This window comes from Microbacterium sp. Leaf288, assembly GCF_001422925.1.
Lineage (GTDB): Bacteria > Actinomycetota > Actinomycetes > Actinomycetales > Microbacteriaceae > Microbacterium.
The window spans coordinates 167997-183115 of sequence record NZ_LMNI01000013.1 but is presented as its reverse complement, the minus strand read 5'-3'; the positions used below and the strand labels follow the sequence as shown (position 1 = coordinate 183115).

Here is a 15119-nt window from a genome sequence, read left to right as displayed (position 1 = left end):
GTGTGGATTCCGGATGCTGCGACCCGCGGCATCCGGAATCCACACGTCGCGCTTCTACAACGTTAGAACTTTCTGGGCGCTTCGGCTTGACATCGCCTCGGCTCGCGTCGCACACTGTTTTCCACCAAGTAATTCCAACGTTGTAAATCAACGACGGCACCCCCACGGTCAGCGACGATCGATCTCCTGATCCGAGCGCTGACCACCACAGCACTACGAGAGGAAACGTGATGACGAAGTCACGGAAGTCGGTCGTCGCCGCAGCGGCGATGCTCGCCGCCGGCGGCCTGATCCTGTCCGGCTGCGCCGGCGGCTCGGGCGACGGCGGCAGCGAGCAACTGACCTTCATGTTCCGCGGCAGCGACGCCGAGAAGGCGGCCTACACCGCGGCCATCGAGCAGTTCGAGAAGGACAACGACGTCGACGTCAAGATCATCATGACGACGGCCGACGAGTACAGCACCAAGCTCAAGGCGGCGATCACGGGCAAGCAGGTGCCCGACGTCTTCTACGTCGACCCGGGAAGCGTGCAGGCCTACGTCAAGACCGGCATCATCAGGGACATCACCGAGGATGTCGAGAGCGACGAAGACCTCGACCTCGCCAATGTCTGGCAGTACGGCGTCGACAGCTACCGCTTCGACGGCAAGCTGATGGGCCAGGGTGCGATCTACGCGATGCCCAAGGACGTCGGCCCGTTCTCGTTCGGCTACAACCGCACGATGTTCGAGAAGGCCGGCATCCCGCTCCCCGACAAGGACACCCCCTACACGTGGGACCAGTTCGTCGACGTGGCCAAGCAGCTCACGCAGGACACCAACGGCGACGGCACGCTCGACCAGTGGGGCACCGGACTCAACGTGCAGTGGAACCTGCAGCCGTTCGTGTGGTCGAACGGCGGCGACTGGCTGAACGAGGACCGGACCGAGGTCACCGTCGACAGCCCCGAGTTCGCCGAGGCGCTGCAGTGGTTCGCAGACCTGTCGAACGTCGAGGGCGTCACGCCGTCCACCGCCGACGCGCAGACGCTCGACACCTACCAGCGCTGGATGCAGGGCCAGATCGGCTTCTTCCCGGTGGGTCCGTGGGACGTGCCTGTCTACGAGAAGCTCGACTTCGACTGGGATCTCATCCCTTACCCGGTCGGCGCCACCGGTGAGACCGCGACCTGGACCGGCACCCTCGGCATCGCCGTGAGCGAGAGCACCAAGGACCCCGAGACGGCCGCGAAGCTCGCCATCTACCTGTCGACCGACCGCACCGCGCAGCAGTCGCTCGTCGACGCCGGTGTGCAGATCCCCAACCTGATCGACATGGCCAACGAGTGGGTCACCGCGTCGACGCTCCCGCCCGAGAACAAGCAGGAGTTCCTCGACATCGTCCAGGACTACGGCCGTGCGCTGCCCGCGAACACCACCTACAGCGCCGAGTGGTACGACGAGCTGTTCAAGAACATCCAGCCCGTCCTCGACGGCGAGCAGACCGCCGCGGACTACCTGGAGGAAGTCCAGCCGCGCATGCAGGAGATGCTCGACAAGGCCAACGCCGACGCCGGCATCGGCTGATCCCGGAACGGATGCCGCGGCCCGTGCCGCGCCGTGATCTTCGGCCGCGCCGGGGCGCGGCATCCGTCCCCTCCTCCTGCTTCTGAAGAAACGAGGTCCCCATGTCGACGACGACACCCGTCCGCCGTTCGCGGCTGCACCGCCGCGAGCACCGCGCGGCCCTCGCGTTCGTCGCGATCCCGGTCATCGGGTTCCTGGCCTTCACCGGCTACCCGCTGGGGTTCTCGGTGTACGCGTCGTTCACCAAGTGGAACGGCCTGAGCGAGCCGGTGTTCAACGGGCTCGACAACTTCGTCGAGATGGCCGCCGACCCGTACTTCTGGCAGGCCATGGGCAACACGATCTTCTACATGATCGGCATCCCGATCGGCCTGATCCTGTCGCTGATGCTCGCGCTCGCGCTCAACCGCAAGATGCGCGGCACCACCTTCTTCCGCACGGTCTACTACGTGCCGGTGATCTCGTCGCTGGCAGCCGTGGCGATCCTCTGGCAGTGGGCCTACAACGGCGACTTCGGCCTGGTGAACCAGGTGCTCGCGCTGTTCGGCATCGAAGGCCCGAACTGGCTGCAGAACGCGGCGACCGTGAAGCCGGCGATCATCATCATGGCCGTCTGGAAGGGCCTGGGCTACTCGATGCTGCTGTACCTCGCGGCGCTGCAGTCGGTGCCCCGGCACCTGTACGAGGCCGCCGCGCTGGACGGCGCCGGCGCGTGGGGCCAGTTCCGCCACATCACGGTGCCTCTGCTCAGCCCGGTCACGTTCTTCCTCGTCGTCACGAGCATCATCGGCGGCGCGCAGATCTTCATCGAGATCAACATCATGACCCCCACCGGCGGCCCGGAGTTCAGCTCCGCCTCGATCGTCTGGTACATCTGGCAGAAGGCGTTCAACTACCTGCAGATGGGCTACGCGACGGCGATGTCGGTGGTCCTCGGCCTGCTCGTCTTCGTCGTGACCGCGATCCAGTTCCGGCTCAACCGCCGCTTCCAGTTCTCGATCGACTGAGGCCATCATGACGCTCACCACCCCCGACACCCTGTCCGCGCTCGACGCGGAGGTCACCGGCAAGCCCCGGCGTCTGCCCAAGCGCCGTCTCGGCCGTCCCACCGGCAACACCGCCGGCGTCCCCCGCCGCGCATCCGCATCGCGCCGCTTCGTGAACGTCGTGCTCATCGCCCTGCTGTCGATCGGCGGCATCGTGATGATCGCCCCGCTGCTGTGGACGTTCAGCACCTCGCTCAAGACCCGCGAAGCCGTCTTCGCCCTGCCGCCGCAGTGGATCCCCGATCCCGTGATGTGGGAGAACTACGTGCGGGTCTGGTCGGCCGGACCGCTCCTCTCGGGCATCGTGAACTCGATCATCGTGTCGGCGACGGTGACGATCATCGGCACGGTCACCTCGATGCTCGCGGCCTTCGCGTTCGCGAAGCTGCGCCTGCCCGCCAAGAACCTGCTGTTCCTGCTGCTGCTGTCGGCGATCATGATCCCGTTCCCGACGATCATGATCCCGCAGTTCAAGGTGTTCGCCGACCTCGGCATGGTCGACACCCTGTGGCCGCTGATCCTTCCGGGCGTCTTCGGCAACATCGTGATGATCTTCTTCATCCGCCAGTACCTCGACTCGGTTCCGGACTCGATCATCGAGGCGGCCAAGATCGACGGCGCCGGCTACCTGCGCATCTTCTTCACGCTGATCTTCCCGGCGATCCGGCCGGCGATCGCGGCGCAGTTCATCCTGTGGTTCATGGCGGTCTGGAACGACTACCTCGCGCCGATCATCTACCTGAACTCGCCCGAGAAGCAGACGCTGCAGCTCGTCATCGCGAGCTTCAACGCGACCTACGCCAGCCAGACGGACTACCCGCTGATCATGGCGGCGTCGTTCATCGCGCTGATCCCGGTGCTCGCCGTGTTCATCATCTTCCAGCGGCAGATCATCGAGTCGGTCGCGCTGACCGGGGCGAAGGGCTGAAATGGCGTTCCCGATCGCAGACCCGACCTCCGACCCGACGACCTGGGGTGCGCGCAACGCGCACGACCCCACCGTGGTGCGCGGCGACGACGGCCAGTGGTACATGTTCTCGACGGATGCCGCCGCCGGCGTCGACGCCATCCCCGCGGGCGTCCACGTGCGCACGTCGCCCGACCTCGTCCGCTGGACGTTCGTCGGCACCGCCCTCGACGGCGTCCCCGCTCCGGCCCTCGCGCACACCGGCGCCGCAGGGCTCTGGGCGCCCGAGGTCGTGCGCTGGCCGACAGCCGACGGCTCGCCGTGCTGGCACATGTACTACTCGGCCTCCACGTTCGGGTCGCGGACGTCCGTCATCGGACTCGCGACGGCCACGTCCCCGGCTGGGCCTTGGACGGATGCCGGACCCGTCGTCTCGACCACGCACGACGTCGACGGGCACAACGCCATCGACGCCGCCGTCGTCTTCGACCGCGCGGGGCGCCCGTGGTTCACGTACGGCTCGTTCTTCGGCGGCATCCACATCCTGCCGCTCGATCCCGCGACGGGCTTCGCGCAGCGCCCCGGCGAGACCGGCACGCTCATCGCCCGCCGCCCGGCGAGCGTCGACGGCGCCGTCGAGGGCGCGTACATCGTGTACCGCCCCGAAGAGGACCGGTACGTGCTGTTCGTGTCGTACGACTCGCTGTTCGACAGCTACAGCGTGCGCGTCGCGGTGGCCGACGAGGTGACCGGCCCCTACGTCGACCTGAACGGCCGGTCGCTCACCGACACGGCGGGCGATGCGCCGGATGCCGTGGGCACCAAGATCCTCGGCGGCCACGTGTTCCCCGGCGGCACGGCCTGGATCGCACCCGGTCACAACTCGGTGTTCCGCGACGGCGATCGGCTCTTCGTCGTCCATCACGTGCGCCGGGCCGACGACCCTACGCGGCACGAGGCGCAGATCCGCCGGGTGCACGTCACAGCCTCGGGCTGGCCGCTGGTGTCGCCGCACCCGTTCGCCGGGTACGAGGCCGAGCGCCTGCCGCAGGCCGAGGGCGTCGACGGCGACTGGAACGTGGTGCGCCTGGACCCGGCTCGGCGCGGGGTGGAGGCATCCGTTCCCCTGCGCGTGATCGCCGCCGCCCGGACCGACGGCGACGCGGTGACGACTCCTCTCATCGTGCAGGCGGAAGGCGGCGACATCGTGCTCGACGCGGTCGTGTTCGGCGCGCGGGACCCGGTGGCCGAGCGAGCCGTGCTCGCATTCGCCGGGCTGGACGCCGAGGGCATCGCGTGGACCGGGTCGAAGGCGGTGACGCCATGATCACCGAATACGGCTGGGCCGGCCGCGTGATGGCGTGGCTGCGGATCGTCGCGGGCCTCATCGTCGTGAACCTGCTCTTCCTCGCCGGAACCGTGGTCGGCCTCATTGTGCTCGGCGTCGCGCCGGCCGCACTAGCCGCGACGGCCTGCCTCACCCGCATGCGCGACGGCGACGCAGAGACCGGGCTCGCGCGTGAGTTCGCCGCCGTCTACCGCGCGCAGTTCTGGCGCGCGAACCTGATCGGCCTGCCGTTCGGGGTCGTCGCGGTGCTGCTCGCCGCCGACACCGCGGTGCTCCCGGCGCTCGACGGCGTCGCGGCCTCGGCGCTCGCCGGGTTCACCTGGGTCGTGGGTGCCGTCGCCGTGCTCGCGTTCGCCTGCGCGCTGACCGTGGCCGTCCGCTACGACGAGAGCGCCGGCGCGGTGCTCCGCTACGCCGCGGTGCTGCCGTTCACGTCGCCCGTCATGAGCCTCGTCATGCTCGTGAGCCTGGCATCCGGCGCGGTCGCGCTGGCCCTCTTGCCGGTGCTCGTCCCGCTCATCGGATTCGCCGTGCTCCTCTTCGTCGCGGGGTGGTTCGTCGACCACCGACTCGCCGCGCTCGACCCCGACCACCCCCGCGCCGGCGACCGCCGACGTGACCCCGCACCTTCGGCCGGGGCATCCGCCATCCCCTGATCGCCCGCGGGAACACCCCTCGCTTGCGGCGCACCCGTGCCGGAACGTCCCTGCCGTGCTGCCCGCAGCCGGCCCGTCCCTGGAGAAGAGAACGTGACCATCACGACCACCACGACTGCCCCGACCGCCACGGCCCGTGTCTCGGTCGACCGCGAGGCCGTCGTCGCACCGATCGACCGCCGCATCTTCGGCTCGTTCGTCGAGCACCTCGGCCGGTGCGTCTACGACGGCATCTACGAGCCCAGCCACCCGACGGCGAACGAGGACGGCTTCCGGCTCGACGTCGTCGACCTCGTGCGCGAGCTCGGCTCGACCACCATCCGCTACCCCGGCGGCAACTTCGTGTCGGGCTTCCGCTGGGAGGACAGCGTCGGGCCGCGCGACCGGCGCCCCGTGCGCCGAGACCTCGCGTGGCACTCGCTCGAGACCAATCAGGTCGGCGTCGACGAGTTCTCCCGCTGGCTCAAGCTCACCGGCTCCGAGCTGATGATGGCGGTCAACCTCGGCACGCGCGGCATCGAGGCGGCCCTCGACCTGCTCGAGTACTGCAACCACCCGTCGGGCACGACCCTCAGCGACCAGCGCATCGCGAACGGTTCGGTGGAGCCGCACGGGATCCGCATGTGGTGCCTCGGCAACGAGATGGACGGCCCCTGGCAGACGGGCTACATGACCGCCGACGACTACGGCAAGCTCGCCGCGCGCACCGCCCAGGCGATGAAGGCCGCCGACCGTGACCTCGAGCTCGTCGTGTGCGGCTCGTCGGGCTCGGCCATGCCGACGTTCGGCGACTGGGAGCGCACGGTGCTCGAGCACGCCTACGACCACGTCGACTTCATCTCCTGCCACGCGTACTACCAGGAGCGCGGCGGCGACCTCGCGTCGTACCTCGCGTCGTCGCTCGACATGCAGTACTTCATCGAGACGGTCGTCTCGACCGCCGACCACGTCGGCAACAAGCTGAAGTCTTCGAAGAAGATCAAGCTCTCGTTCGACGAGTGGAACATCTGGTACCTCGACGAGCACCGCGAGTCCGACGAGGTGAACGCCGAGTGGCGCTATGCGCCGCGCCAGCTCGAGGACGTGTACTCGGTGGCCGACGCCGTCGTGCTCGGCAACCTGATGATCACGCTGCTGAAGAACCACGACCGCGTCGCCTCCGCCTCGCTCGCGCAGCTCGTCAACGTCATCGCGCCGATCATGACCGAGCCGGGCGGGGCGGCGTGGCGCCAGACGACGTTCTTCCCGTTCTCGGTGACGTCCCGCCTCGCACGCGGCGAGGTGCTGAAGCCCCGCATCGACGCCGGCAGCTACGAGACGGCGGTGTACGGCGATGCGCCGCTCGTCGACTCGGTGGTCACTTTCGACGGAAGCGCCGCGGCGGTGTTCCTCGTCAACCGCAGCCAGACCGAGGCCATCGAGGTCACCGTCGACGTGTCCGAGCTGGGGGTCGCCACCGTGGCCGAAGCCCTCACGCTGTGGGACGACGACGTGTACGCCAAGAACACACTCGCCGACCAGGAGCGCGTGGGGCTCAAGTCCCTCGACGGCGTCGTCCTCGACGACGGCACCCTCACCGTCACCCTCCCGCCGGTGTCGTGGTCGGCGATCGCCCTCGCATGACCCGTGCGGGCCGGCGGGCGGCGGCCGCAGCAGCCTTCGTCGCGGTCCTCGCGCTCGCGACCGGATGCGCGGCGGCGCCCGCCGTGCCCGCCCCCACGGGCGACACCTTCGTGCACGACCCCGCGTTGGTGGTGGGGGAGGAGGGCGAGGCGTCGCTCTTGTACTCGACCGGCGACGGGCGGATCGGCGACGGCAACATCCAGATCCGGCGGTCGCCCGACGGCGTGGACTGGGAGGACGCCGGCACGGTGTGGGACGAGAAGCCCGCATGGCTCGTCGAGGCGGTCCCCGGCGTCGACAACCTGTGGGCCCCCGAGCTCTACGAGCACGACGGCACGTGGTACCTGTACTACTCGGCGTCGACGTTCGGCAAGAACACGTCGCTGATCGCGCTCGCCACGAACACGACGCTCGACCCCGAAGATCCCGGTTACGAGTGGGTGGACCGTGGCGTCGTGATCGAGTCGGCGGGCACCGACTTCAACGCGATCGACCCCGGCATCGTCGAGGACGAGGACGGCGAGCCCTGGATGGCGTTCGGCTCGTTCTGGAGCGGCATCCGCATGGTGCCGCTCGAGTGGCCGAGCGGGCTGCGCGCCGATGAGTCCGAACCGCTCCTCATCGCCGACCGGCAGCTGCCGCCCAACGCCATCGAGGCGCCGTACATCCTCCCTCACGACGGCTTCTACTACCTGTTCGTCTCGAAGGACTTCTGCTGCAAGGGCGTCGACAGCACGTACTCGATCGCGGTCGGCCGCTCCGAGTCCGTGACCGGTCCGTACGTCGACGCCGAGGGCGTCCCGCTCCTCGAGGACGGCGGCACCCCGGTGCTCGTCTCCGACGGCACCCGGGTGGGTCCGGGCGGCCAGTCGGTCTCGGCCGGGCTCCTCGCGTTCCACCTCTACGACGCCGACCTCGACGGCCAGTTCCGCCTCGGCGTGCTGCCGCTCGCGTGGCGGGACGGCTGGCCGACCGCGGAGTGGCCGGCGCGGGACTGAGCGGACTCTGCGCGGCGTTCCCCGGGTTCAGCGGGGGACGGCGGGCGCGGACTCGCGCTGCACGATCTCGAAGTCGGCGAGGAGCAGCCGCGGCGGGACGTCGAGGCCGCCCATGCGCTCGATGAGCGTCGAGACGGCCGTGCGCGCGATCCAGTCGCTGCCGGGATCGACGGTCGTGAGCGAGGGGATCGAGTACTGCGCCTCGTCGATGTCGTCGAAGCCGAGCACGGCGACGTCATCGGGCACGCGCAGGCCCGCCTCCTGCAGGGCGCGCATCGCGCCGAAGGCGAGCGTGTCGTTGAGGGCGAACACGGCGTCGAAGCGCACGTCGCGCTGGATGATCTCGCGCATGGAGCGCGCGCCGTTGGCGCGGTGCCACTCGATCGACGGACCGATCAGCCGCCCGTCGAACGGGATGCCACGTGCCTCGAGCGCTTCGCGATATCCCTGCAGGCGCAGCGCGGCCGAGCCGATGAGCTCTCCTTCGTGGGCGCCGACGATCGCGATACGGCGGCGACCGGAGTCTATGAGGTACTCGGTCGCCGCGCGGGCCGCCTCGACGTTGCGCATCGTGAGGTGGTCGGTCGGGCCGTCGAAGATGCGCTCGCCCAGCAGCACGAGCGGGTAGTCGACGTCGAGGTGCGCGACGTCGGACTGGCTCATCTCGAGCGGACTGAAGATGAGCCCGTCGCTCATCTTGCGCCGGGGGCTGGCCAGCAGGTCGAGCTCGCGCTGGCGGCCGCCGCTGCCGGTCTGCTCGATCGTGACGACGAGACCGGATGCCTCGGCAGCGGCGATCACGGCGGCGGCGAGCTCTGCGAAGTAGGCGAGCGCCAGGTCGGGCACTGCCAGCGCGATCGAGCCGGTGCGGCCGGACCGGAGGCTGCGTGCGGTGAGGTTGGGCGTGTAGTCCAGCTCCGCGATGGCGGCCTCGACCCGCTCCTTCGTGGTGGGGCGGATGTGCGGGTAGTCGTTGATGACGTTCGACACCGTCTTGATCGACACGCCGGCGAGACGGGCGACGTCGTGCAGTGTGGCGGCCATCGTCACATCCCCCCTCGTCGAGAGATCTCGACGTGATCAGATCCTACAACGTTGTAGGAGGTCCACCGCGTTGCGCCCCTCATTGTGGCCGAGTCGAGGCATCCGTATCAATCGATCGGATCGACCGCGATCGGATGTAAAGAATTCTTGACAGCCCGCGACGGTGGTCCTATCTTCGATGTAAAGAATCCTTTACACCATCGGGGAGGGGTCATGGTCTACGAAGAGCGCAACATCTGGGCGAGCCTCATCGTCAGTGCGATCGGCATGGTCGTCTACGCCGTGATCGTGCTGCAGCAGGCCGACGGAGGACCGCTGACCGACGTCGACTGGGTGCCGATCATGCTGTGGATCATCGGCGCCAGCATCGTCGGCGCGATCGTGGTGAGCATCGTGTGGGGGATGCTCGCCGGCATGCGCGACCCCGACGGCGTGGGCAAGTCCGACCAGCGCGATCGTGACATCGCGCACATGTCGACCCGCGTCGGCCAGGCCTTCCTCGTGATCGCGGGACTCGGCGTCATCATCCTGTGCGCGTTCGAGGCCGACTGGTTCTGGATCGCCAACGCCATGTTCTTCGGGTTCGCGCTGTCCTCGATCGTCGGCGGCATCGCGAGCGTCATCGCCTACCGCCGCGGGCTCGTCTGATGGTCAAGCCCACCAAGGTCACCAACACCATCCGCGCCGTACGCGAGGCCGCGGGGATCACCCAGGCAGAGCTCGCGCGCCGGGTGGGTGTCACCCGGCAGACCCTCATCGCCATCGAGCAGGGCCGGTACTCGCCGACCCTCGAACTCGCCTTCCAGCTCGCCCGCGCCTTCGGCGTCGGACTCGACGACCTCTTCGACTACCCGGAGGAATGACATGACGAAGCCGCTCCGCGGGCCCGCAGCCCTGCGCACCGACTCCATGCCCGCGTGGACGCAGCATCGCTACGGCGGGGCCGATGTCGTCGCGCTCGAGAACATCGACGTGCCGGCGCCGCGCCGCGGCGAGGTGCTCCTGCGCCTGCGCGCGACGGGCCTCAACAACGGCGACATCCGCGTCATGCGCGGGGAGCCTCTGCTCGTGAGGCTCGCGTTCGGCGTGCGCCGCCCACGCCAGGCGGTGAGGGGGATGGATGCCGCCGCCACCGTCGTCGGGATCGGTGACGGCGTGACGGAGCTCGCCGTCGGAGACGAGGTCGTCGGCGAGCTTCCCGCCGGCGGCGGCCTCGCACGCTTCGCCGTCGCGCCGGTCGGGCGGCTGGTGCGACGCCCCGCCGAGCTCGACGCCGCGGTCGCCGCAAGCCTGCCGGTCGCCGGTGGCACGGCCTGGCAGGCGCTGCAGCTCGGTGCCGTCACGGATGCCGCGCCCCCGGGCGCGGCGCCGCAGCGGGTGCTCGTGATCGGCGCCTCGGGTGGCGTCGGCACCTTCGCGGTGCAGCTCGCCGCCGGTCGCGGCGCGGAGGTGTGGGCGCTGTGCGGACAGCGCAACCTCACGCTCGTCGAGGGACTGGGCGCGTCGCACACGTTCGACTACCGGCACGTGCAGCCGGGGTCGGCCGAGCTCGGAGAGGGGCGGTTCGACGCCGTCATCGACATCGCCGGCACCGCTTCCCAGCGGGACCTGCAGCGGCTCGTGCGCGACGGAGGCCGGGTCGTGCTCGTCTCCGGCGAGGGCGGTCGCGTGCTCGGGCCGATCGGGCGCATCGCCGCCGCCGCACTGCGCTCGATCGGCTCGAAGCGCCCGCTGCGCCCGCTCGCCGCGGTCGCCAAGCCCGACGTGCTCGCCGAGCTGCTCGCGCTCGCCGCGGCCGGGAGGCTGAGTCCCGTCATCGAGCGGCGCTACCCGTTCGCCGAGGCGGACGCCGCGCTGGCACGCGTTGCCGACGGCCACGTGGCGGGCAAGGTGGTTGTCCTCGCGGAGTGACGGGGTGCAGCGGGGCCCACGCGCCAGTCGAGGAGGCGTGGGGGCCCGCGGCCGCATTTCCGGGCCGTGCGCAGCGGCCGTGAGACAATGGACGAGGCGTGCCCGGTTGACGGCTTCCTCAGCTCCGCCGGGCCTCTGGACAGCGTCCGCCGCGCCTCTACAGGAGCAAGATGTCCACGCAGAACACCGCGCCCGCCACCGCCCCGGTCACCGGGTCCGCCACCGGCCGGATCCAGCAGATCCGCCGCTACCTGATGTGCCGCCCCGAGCACTTCACGGTGAGCTACACGATCAACCCGTGGATGGAGCCGGCGAACCCCACCGACACCGCCCTCGCGGTGCGCCAGTGGCAGGCCCTCTACGACACGTACCTCGCGCTCGGCCACGAGGTGCACCTCATCGACCCCATCGAGGGTCTTCCCGACATGGTCTACACGGCCAACGGCGGGTTCGTCATCGACAACGTCGCGTACGGCGCGAAGTTCCGCTTCCAGGAGCGCGTCCCCGAGGGGCCCGCGTTCATGGACTGGTTCCGTGACAACGGCTTCGAGGTCGCGGAGCCCGTCGAGGTCAACGAGGGCGAGGGCGACTTCCTGCTCGTCGGCGACACGATCCTCGCGGGCACCGGCTTCCGCTCGACCGGCGACAGCCACCGCGAGCTCGCCGACGTGTTCGGCAAGGAGGTCGTGAGCCTCAACCTCGTCGACCCGCGGTTCTACCACCTCGACACCGCGATCTCCGTGCTCGACCCGATCGAGGGCCCCGGTGGCGTCGAGAAGGCCAACATCGCGTACCTCGAGCACGCCTTCGACGAGCGCAGCCAGGCGATCCTCGCCGAGCGCTACCCCGACGCGATCCGCGTCGCCGACGCCGACGGCGCCGTGTTCGGCCTCAACTCGGCCAGCGACGGCCTGAACGTGATCATCTCCCCGCGTGCGACGGGCTTCGAGGCTCAGCTGCGCGAGCGCGGCTACAACCCGGTGCTCGTCGACCTGTCCGAGCTGCTGCTCGGCGGCGGCGGCATCAAGTGCTGCACGCTCGAGCTGCGACGCTGACCCGCGCGAAAGAGGAGTTCCTGATGACCGCCGCCTCCACCTCACTCGACGCCGCGATGAGCCAGATCATCGCCGCCGAAGAGGAGCACGTCGCCCACAACTACCACCCGCTCCCGGTCGTGATCTCGCGCGGCGAGGGAGCATGGGTGACGGATGTCGAGGGCAAGCGCTACCTCGACCTGCTCTCGGCCTACTCGGCCCTCAACTTCGGGCACGGGCATCCCGCGATCCTCGCCGCCGCGCAGGAGCAGCTGAACCGCCTCACGCTCACCAGCCGCGCGTACCACAACGACCGTCTCGGGCCCTTCGCCGCGGCGCTCGCCGAGTTGTGCGGCAAAGACCTCGTGCTGCCGATGAACACCGGCGCCGAGGCGGTCGAGACCGGCATCAAGGTGGCCCGCGCGTGGGGCTACCGCGTGAAGGGCGTCGCTGCGGACGCCGCGAAGATCGTCGTCGCGCACGGCAACTTCCACGGGCGCACCACGACGATCGTCGGGTTCAGTGACGACCCGCAGGCGCGCGCCGACTTCGGTCCGTTCACGCCCGGCTTCATCTCGGTGCCGTTCGGCGACGCCGCGGTCATCGACGCGGCGATCACCGCCGACACGGTGGCCGTGCTCATCGAGCCGATCCAGGGCGAGGCGGGGGTCATCCTCCCGCCCGAGGGCTACCTCAAGAAGGTGCGTGAGATCTGCACCCGCCGCGGGGTGCTGTTCATCGCCGACGAGATCCAGTCCGGCCTCGGCCGGGTGGGGGAGACGTTCGCGTGCGACCGCGAGGGCGTCGTTGCCGACGTCTACCTCCTCGGCAAAGCGCTGGGCGGCGGCATCCTTCCGCTCTCGGCTGTCGTCGCCGACCGCGACGTGCTCGGGGTGATCCACCCGGGCGAGCACGGCTCGACGTTCGGCGGCAACCCGCTGGCCGCGGCCGTGGGGCTCCGAGTGGTCGAGATGCTGCAGACCGGCGAATTCCAGGGCCGCGCGAAGCTCCTCGGCGAGCACCTCGAGGCGAAGCTCCAGGAGCTCGTCGGCCACGGGGTCACCGCGGTGCGCGTCGCGGGCCTTTGGGCCGGCGTCGACATCGACCCCGAGGTCGGCACCGGGCGCGAGATCGCCGAGCGTCTCATCGGGCGCGGGGTTCTCGCGAAGGACACCCATGGCCAGACGATCCGCATCGCGCCGCCGCTCGTCGTGCGCGCGACCGAGCTGGACTGGGCGGTCGAGCAGCTGCGCTTCGTGCTCGCGGGCTGAGGCGCCCGCGGTGGGGTTCTGCGGCGGCTCAGCTCACGTCGACGTTGAGCTGCTGCCACCCCGTCGCGCCGTCGGGCGCGGGCCACGCGTCGGCCTCGGTCTGCAGCTCGCCCGCGGTATTGGTCGCCCGGCAGCGGATCTCGTGGGCCCCGCGCTCGGCCGTCCAGGGGATCGACCACTGCACCCACGTGTCGTCCGAGATCGCCGATGCGAGGGTCGCCTCACGCCACGGCCCGCCGTCGACCTGCACCTCGACCTTCGCGATGCCCACGTGCTGCTGCCAGGCGACACCTGCGATGGTGGTGTCGCCTGCGCTCAGTCCCTGGCCACTCCGCGGCAGGTCGATGCGTGACTGCAGCTTGATCGGTCCCTTCGCCGACCACCCGCGCGTCGTCCAGTACGCGGTGGCCTTGTCGAACCGCGTCACTTCGAGCTCGGTGACCCACTTGGTCGCCGAGACGTAGCCGTACAGCCCCGGGACGACCATGCGCACCGGGAAGCCGTGCTCCGCCGGCAGCGGTTCGTCGTTCATCCCGACCGCGAGGATCGCATTGCGGCCCTCCTCCTGCAGCACCTCGAGCGGCGTGCTCGCGGTGAAGCCGTCGATCGAGCGCGACAGCACCATGTCGGCGTCGGACGTCGGCCGGGCGCGTTCGAGCAGCCGGCGGATCGGATACCCGAGCCACTTCGCGTTGCCGATGAGGTCGCCGCCGACGGGGTTCGAGACGCACGCGAGGGTGGTCCAGCTCTCCTCGAGAGGAAGGGCGAGCAGCTCGTCCCACCCGATCTCGACCTCGTTCTCCACGAGCCCGTGGATCCGCAGGCTCCAATCGCTCGGGTCCACCTGCGGCACGACGAGTGCGGTGTCGATGCGATAGAAGCTCGCGTTCGGGGTCACGACCGGCGTCATGCCGGTGAGGTCCAGCTGCGCACCGGCGGGCACCGCGGGCGCCGCGACTGCGGGCGCGGGAAGACGCAGCGCCTGACGCACGGCGGTGACGGTGCGCGCGCCCGCCTGCAGCGCCGTCCCCGCGATCGCCGCGAGGACGCCTGCGGCCGCGGCCGCACCGGTCCAGGCCAGGAACCGGCGGCGTGTCGTGGCGACCGGCATGCGCGAACCCCCCTCCGGTCCGTCCGGCACGGAGGGCTCGGCGTCCGGCGATGCGCCGGCGTCGTCACCGGCGGGTGGGGAGACCGTCCTCGCTCTCGCGAGCTGCGTCAGCAGCGCGAGCGCGGTCGCTGCGATCAAGCCCGCCGCCAGCGAGGGCAGCCAGGCCAGAGCCACAGGCTCGGGCCGCAGCATCGCCAGCAGTGCGGCACCCGCGCCGAGCGCGGCGAACACGACGACGCCGTACCACGGCCGTCGCAGCTCCAGCACGCCCACGAGTGCCGCCAGGACGAGCAGCACCACGGCGATGCCGATCAGCAAGGCGAGCTTGTCGGCCGTGCCGAACAGCGTGATCGCGGCATCCTTCGCCCACGGCGGCGCGAGGTCGATGAGTGTCCCGCCGATGACGGCGAACGGGCTCGCGGACGGTGCGACGGTCGCCGCGATCAGTTCGCCGATGCCGGCACCGAGGACGACGGATGCCACGCCCGCGGCCGCGCCGGAGAGCGCCGGGGCTTTCGCGGCGACGCGGGTGGAGGCATCCGCCTCACGTGTCATAGCGGGAGCATACGTCCGATCCGCCCTGTGCGGACCAGGAGAACGGCTCG

Annotated in this window: 14 protein-coding genes; 12 read left to right on the top strand and 2 right to left on the bottom strand. The window is 70.1% G+C overall.

What is annotated here, in order from left to right; translation table 11 throughout:
• Positions 1–230 precede the first annotated feature (230 nt).
• The 7 genes from ASF40_RS18535 (at position 231) to ASF40_RS18505 (ending at position 8143) form a co-directional block, all read left to right on the top strand.
• Complete coding sequence (locus ASF40_RS18535) at positions 231–1565, top strand: ABC transporter substrate-binding protein (protein ID WP_056371877.1); 1335 nt, start codon at positions 231–233, stop codon at positions 1563–1565.
• A gap of 101 nt (positions 1566–1666) precedes the next feature.
• On the top strand, positions 1667–2572 hold the full coding sequence (locus ASF40_RS18530; protein WP_056371876.1) for a carbohydrate ABC transporter permease: 906 nt from the start codon (positions 1667–1669) through the stop codon (positions 2570–2572).
• Between the two features lie 7 nt (positions 2573–2579).
• Positions 2580–3539 (top strand): carbohydrate ABC transporter permease, encoded by a 960-nt coding sequence (locus ASF40_RS18525; protein ID WP_082497195.1) that lies wholly within the window; start codon positions 2580–2582, stop codon positions 3537–3539.
• Between the two features lies 1 nt (position 3540).
• Positions 3541–4845: an arabinan endo-1,5-alpha-L-arabinosidase gene (locus tag ASF40_RS18520; protein WP_056371874.1), complete on the top strand. Its 1305-nt coding sequence runs from the start codon at positions 3541–3543 to the stop codon at positions 4843–4845.
• Positions 4842–5522 carry a YesL family protein gene (locus ASF40_RS18515; protein WP_157549799.1) on the top strand — a complete coding sequence of 227 codons (681 nt, stop codon included), beginning with the start codon at positions 4842–4844 and terminating at the stop codon, positions 5520–5522. The genes ASF40_RS18520 and ASF40_RS18515 overlap by 4 nt, the downstream gene beginning before the upstream one ends.
• Positions 5523–5615: 93 nt before the next feature.
• Positions 5616–7145 carry an arabinosylfuranosidase ArfA gene (gene arfA, locus ASF40_RS18510; protein ID WP_056371870.1) on the top strand — a complete coding sequence of 510 codons (1530 nt, stop codon included), beginning with the start codon at positions 5616–5618 and terminating at the stop codon, positions 7143–7145.
• Positions 7142–8143, top strand: a complete 1002-nt coding sequence (locus ASF40_RS18505; RefSeq protein ID WP_056372058.1) for an arabinan endo-1,5-alpha-L-arabinosidase — start codon at positions 7142–7144, stop codon at positions 8141–8143. Before arfA ends, ASF40_RS18505 begins: the two co-directional genes overlap by 4 nt.
• Positions 8144–8170: 27 nt before the next feature.
• On the opposite strand, the gene ASF40_RS18500 is transcribed toward ASF40_RS18505, so the two are convergent.
• Complete coding sequence (locus ASF40_RS18500; RefSeq protein ID WP_056372056.1) at positions 8171–9187, bottom strand: LacI family DNA-binding transcriptional regulator; 1017 nt, start codon at positions 9185–9187, stop codon at positions 8171–8173.
• A gap of 213 nt (positions 9188–9400) precedes the next feature.
• Between ASF40_RS18500 and ASF40_RS18495 the strand changes: the two genes are divergently transcribed.
• The 5 genes from ASF40_RS18495 (at position 9401) to rocD (ending at position 13403) form a co-directional block, all read left to right on the top strand.
• The gene (locus tag ASF40_RS18495) at positions 9401–9835 is read left to right on the top strand and encodes a hypothetical protein (RefSeq protein ID WP_056371867.1); all 435 of its coding nucleotides are present in this window, start codon (positions 9401–9403) and stop codon (positions 9833–9835) included.
• The gene (locus tag ASF40_RS18490) at positions 9835–10050 is read left to right on the top strand and encodes a helix-turn-helix transcriptional regulator (protein WP_056371865.1); all 216 of its coding nucleotides are present in this window, start codon (positions 9835–9837) and stop codon (positions 10048–10050) included. Before ASF40_RS18495 ends, ASF40_RS18490 begins: the two co-directional genes overlap by 1 nt.
• Before the next feature lies 1 nt (position 10051).
• Positions 10052–11098, top strand: a complete 1047-nt coding sequence (locus ASF40_RS18485) for an NAD(P)-dependent alcohol dehydrogenase (RefSeq protein ID WP_056371863.1) — start codon at positions 10052–10054, stop codon at positions 11096–11098.
• Between the two features lie 170 nt (positions 11099–11268).
• Positions 11269–12153: a dimethylargininase gene (ddaH, locus tag ASF40_RS18480; RefSeq protein ID WP_056371861.1), complete on the top strand. Its 885-nt coding sequence runs from the start codon at positions 11269–11271 to the stop codon at positions 12151–12153.
• A gap of 23 nt (positions 12154–12176) precedes the next feature.
• Positions 12177–13403, top strand: coding sequence for an ornithine--oxo-acid transaminase (rocD, locus tag ASF40_RS18475; RefSeq protein WP_056371859.1), 1227 nt, complete (start codon positions 12177–12179; stop codon positions 13401–13403).
• 28 nt (positions 13404–13431) lie between these two features.
• On the opposite strand, the gene ASF40_RS18470 is transcribed toward rocD, so the two are convergent.
• On the bottom strand, positions 13432–15069 hold the full coding sequence (locus ASF40_RS18470; protein ID WP_056371857.1) for a molybdopterin-dependent oxidoreductase: 1638 nt from the start codon (positions 15067–15069) through the stop codon (positions 13432–13434).
• Positions 15070–15119 lie beyond the last annotated feature (50 nt).

What these genes read in the sequence shown, in the direction of transcription:
- ASF40_RS18535 (WP_056371877.1), top strand. Translation starts at nt 231, where the DNA reads ATGACGAAGTCACGGAAGTCGGTCGTCGCCGCAGCGGCGATGCTCGCC.
- ASF40_RS18530 (WP_056371876.1), top strand. Translation starts at nt 1,667, where the DNA reads ATGTCGACGACGACACCCGTCCGCCGTTCGCGGCTGCACCGCCGCGAG.
- ASF40_RS18525 (WP_082497195.1), top strand. Translation starts at nt 2,580, where the DNA reads ATGACGCTCACCACCCCCGACACCCTGTCCGCGCTCGACGCGGAGGTC.
- ASF40_RS18520 (WP_056371874.1), top strand. Translation starts at nt 3,541, where the DNA reads ATGGCGTTCCCGATCGCAGACCCGACCTCCGACCCGACGACCTGGGGT.
- ASF40_RS18515 (WP_157549799.1), top strand. Translation starts at nt 4,842, where the DNA reads ATGATCACCGAATACGGCTGGGCCGGCCGCGTGATGGCGTGGCTGCGG.
- ASF40_RS18505 (WP_056372058.1), top strand. Translation starts at nt 7,142, where the DNA reads ATGACCCGTGCGGGCCGGCGGGCGGCGGCCGCAGCAGCCTTCGTCGCG.
- ASF40_RS18500 (WP_056372056.1), bottom strand. Translation starts at nt 9,187, where the DNA reads ATGGCCGCCACACTGCACGACGTCGCCCGTCTCGCCGGCGTGTCGATC.
- ASF40_RS18495 (WP_056371867.1), top strand. Translation starts at nt 9,401, where the DNA reads ATGGTCTACGAAGAGCGCAACATCTGGGCGAGCCTCATCGTCAGTGCG.
- ASF40_RS18490 (WP_056371865.1), top strand. Translation starts at nt 9,835, where the DNA reads ATGGTCAAGCCCACCAAGGTCACCAACACCATCCGCGCCGTACGCGAG.
- ASF40_RS18485 (WP_056371863.1), top strand. Translation starts at nt 10,052, where the DNA reads ATGACGAAGCCGCTCCGCGGGCCCGCAGCCCTGCGCACCGACTCCATG.
- ddaH (WP_056371861.1), top strand. Translation starts at nt 11,269, where the DNA reads ATGTCCACGCAGAACACCGCGCCCGCCACCGCCCCGGTCACCGGGTCC.
- rocD (WP_056371859.1), top strand. Translation starts at nt 12,177, where the DNA reads ATGACCGCCGCCTCCACCTCACTCGACGCCGCGATGAGCCAGATCATC.
- ASF40_RS18470 (WP_056371857.1), bottom strand. Translation starts at nt 15,069, where the DNA reads ATGACACGTGAGGCGGATGCCTCCACCCGCGTCGCCGCGAAAGCCCCG.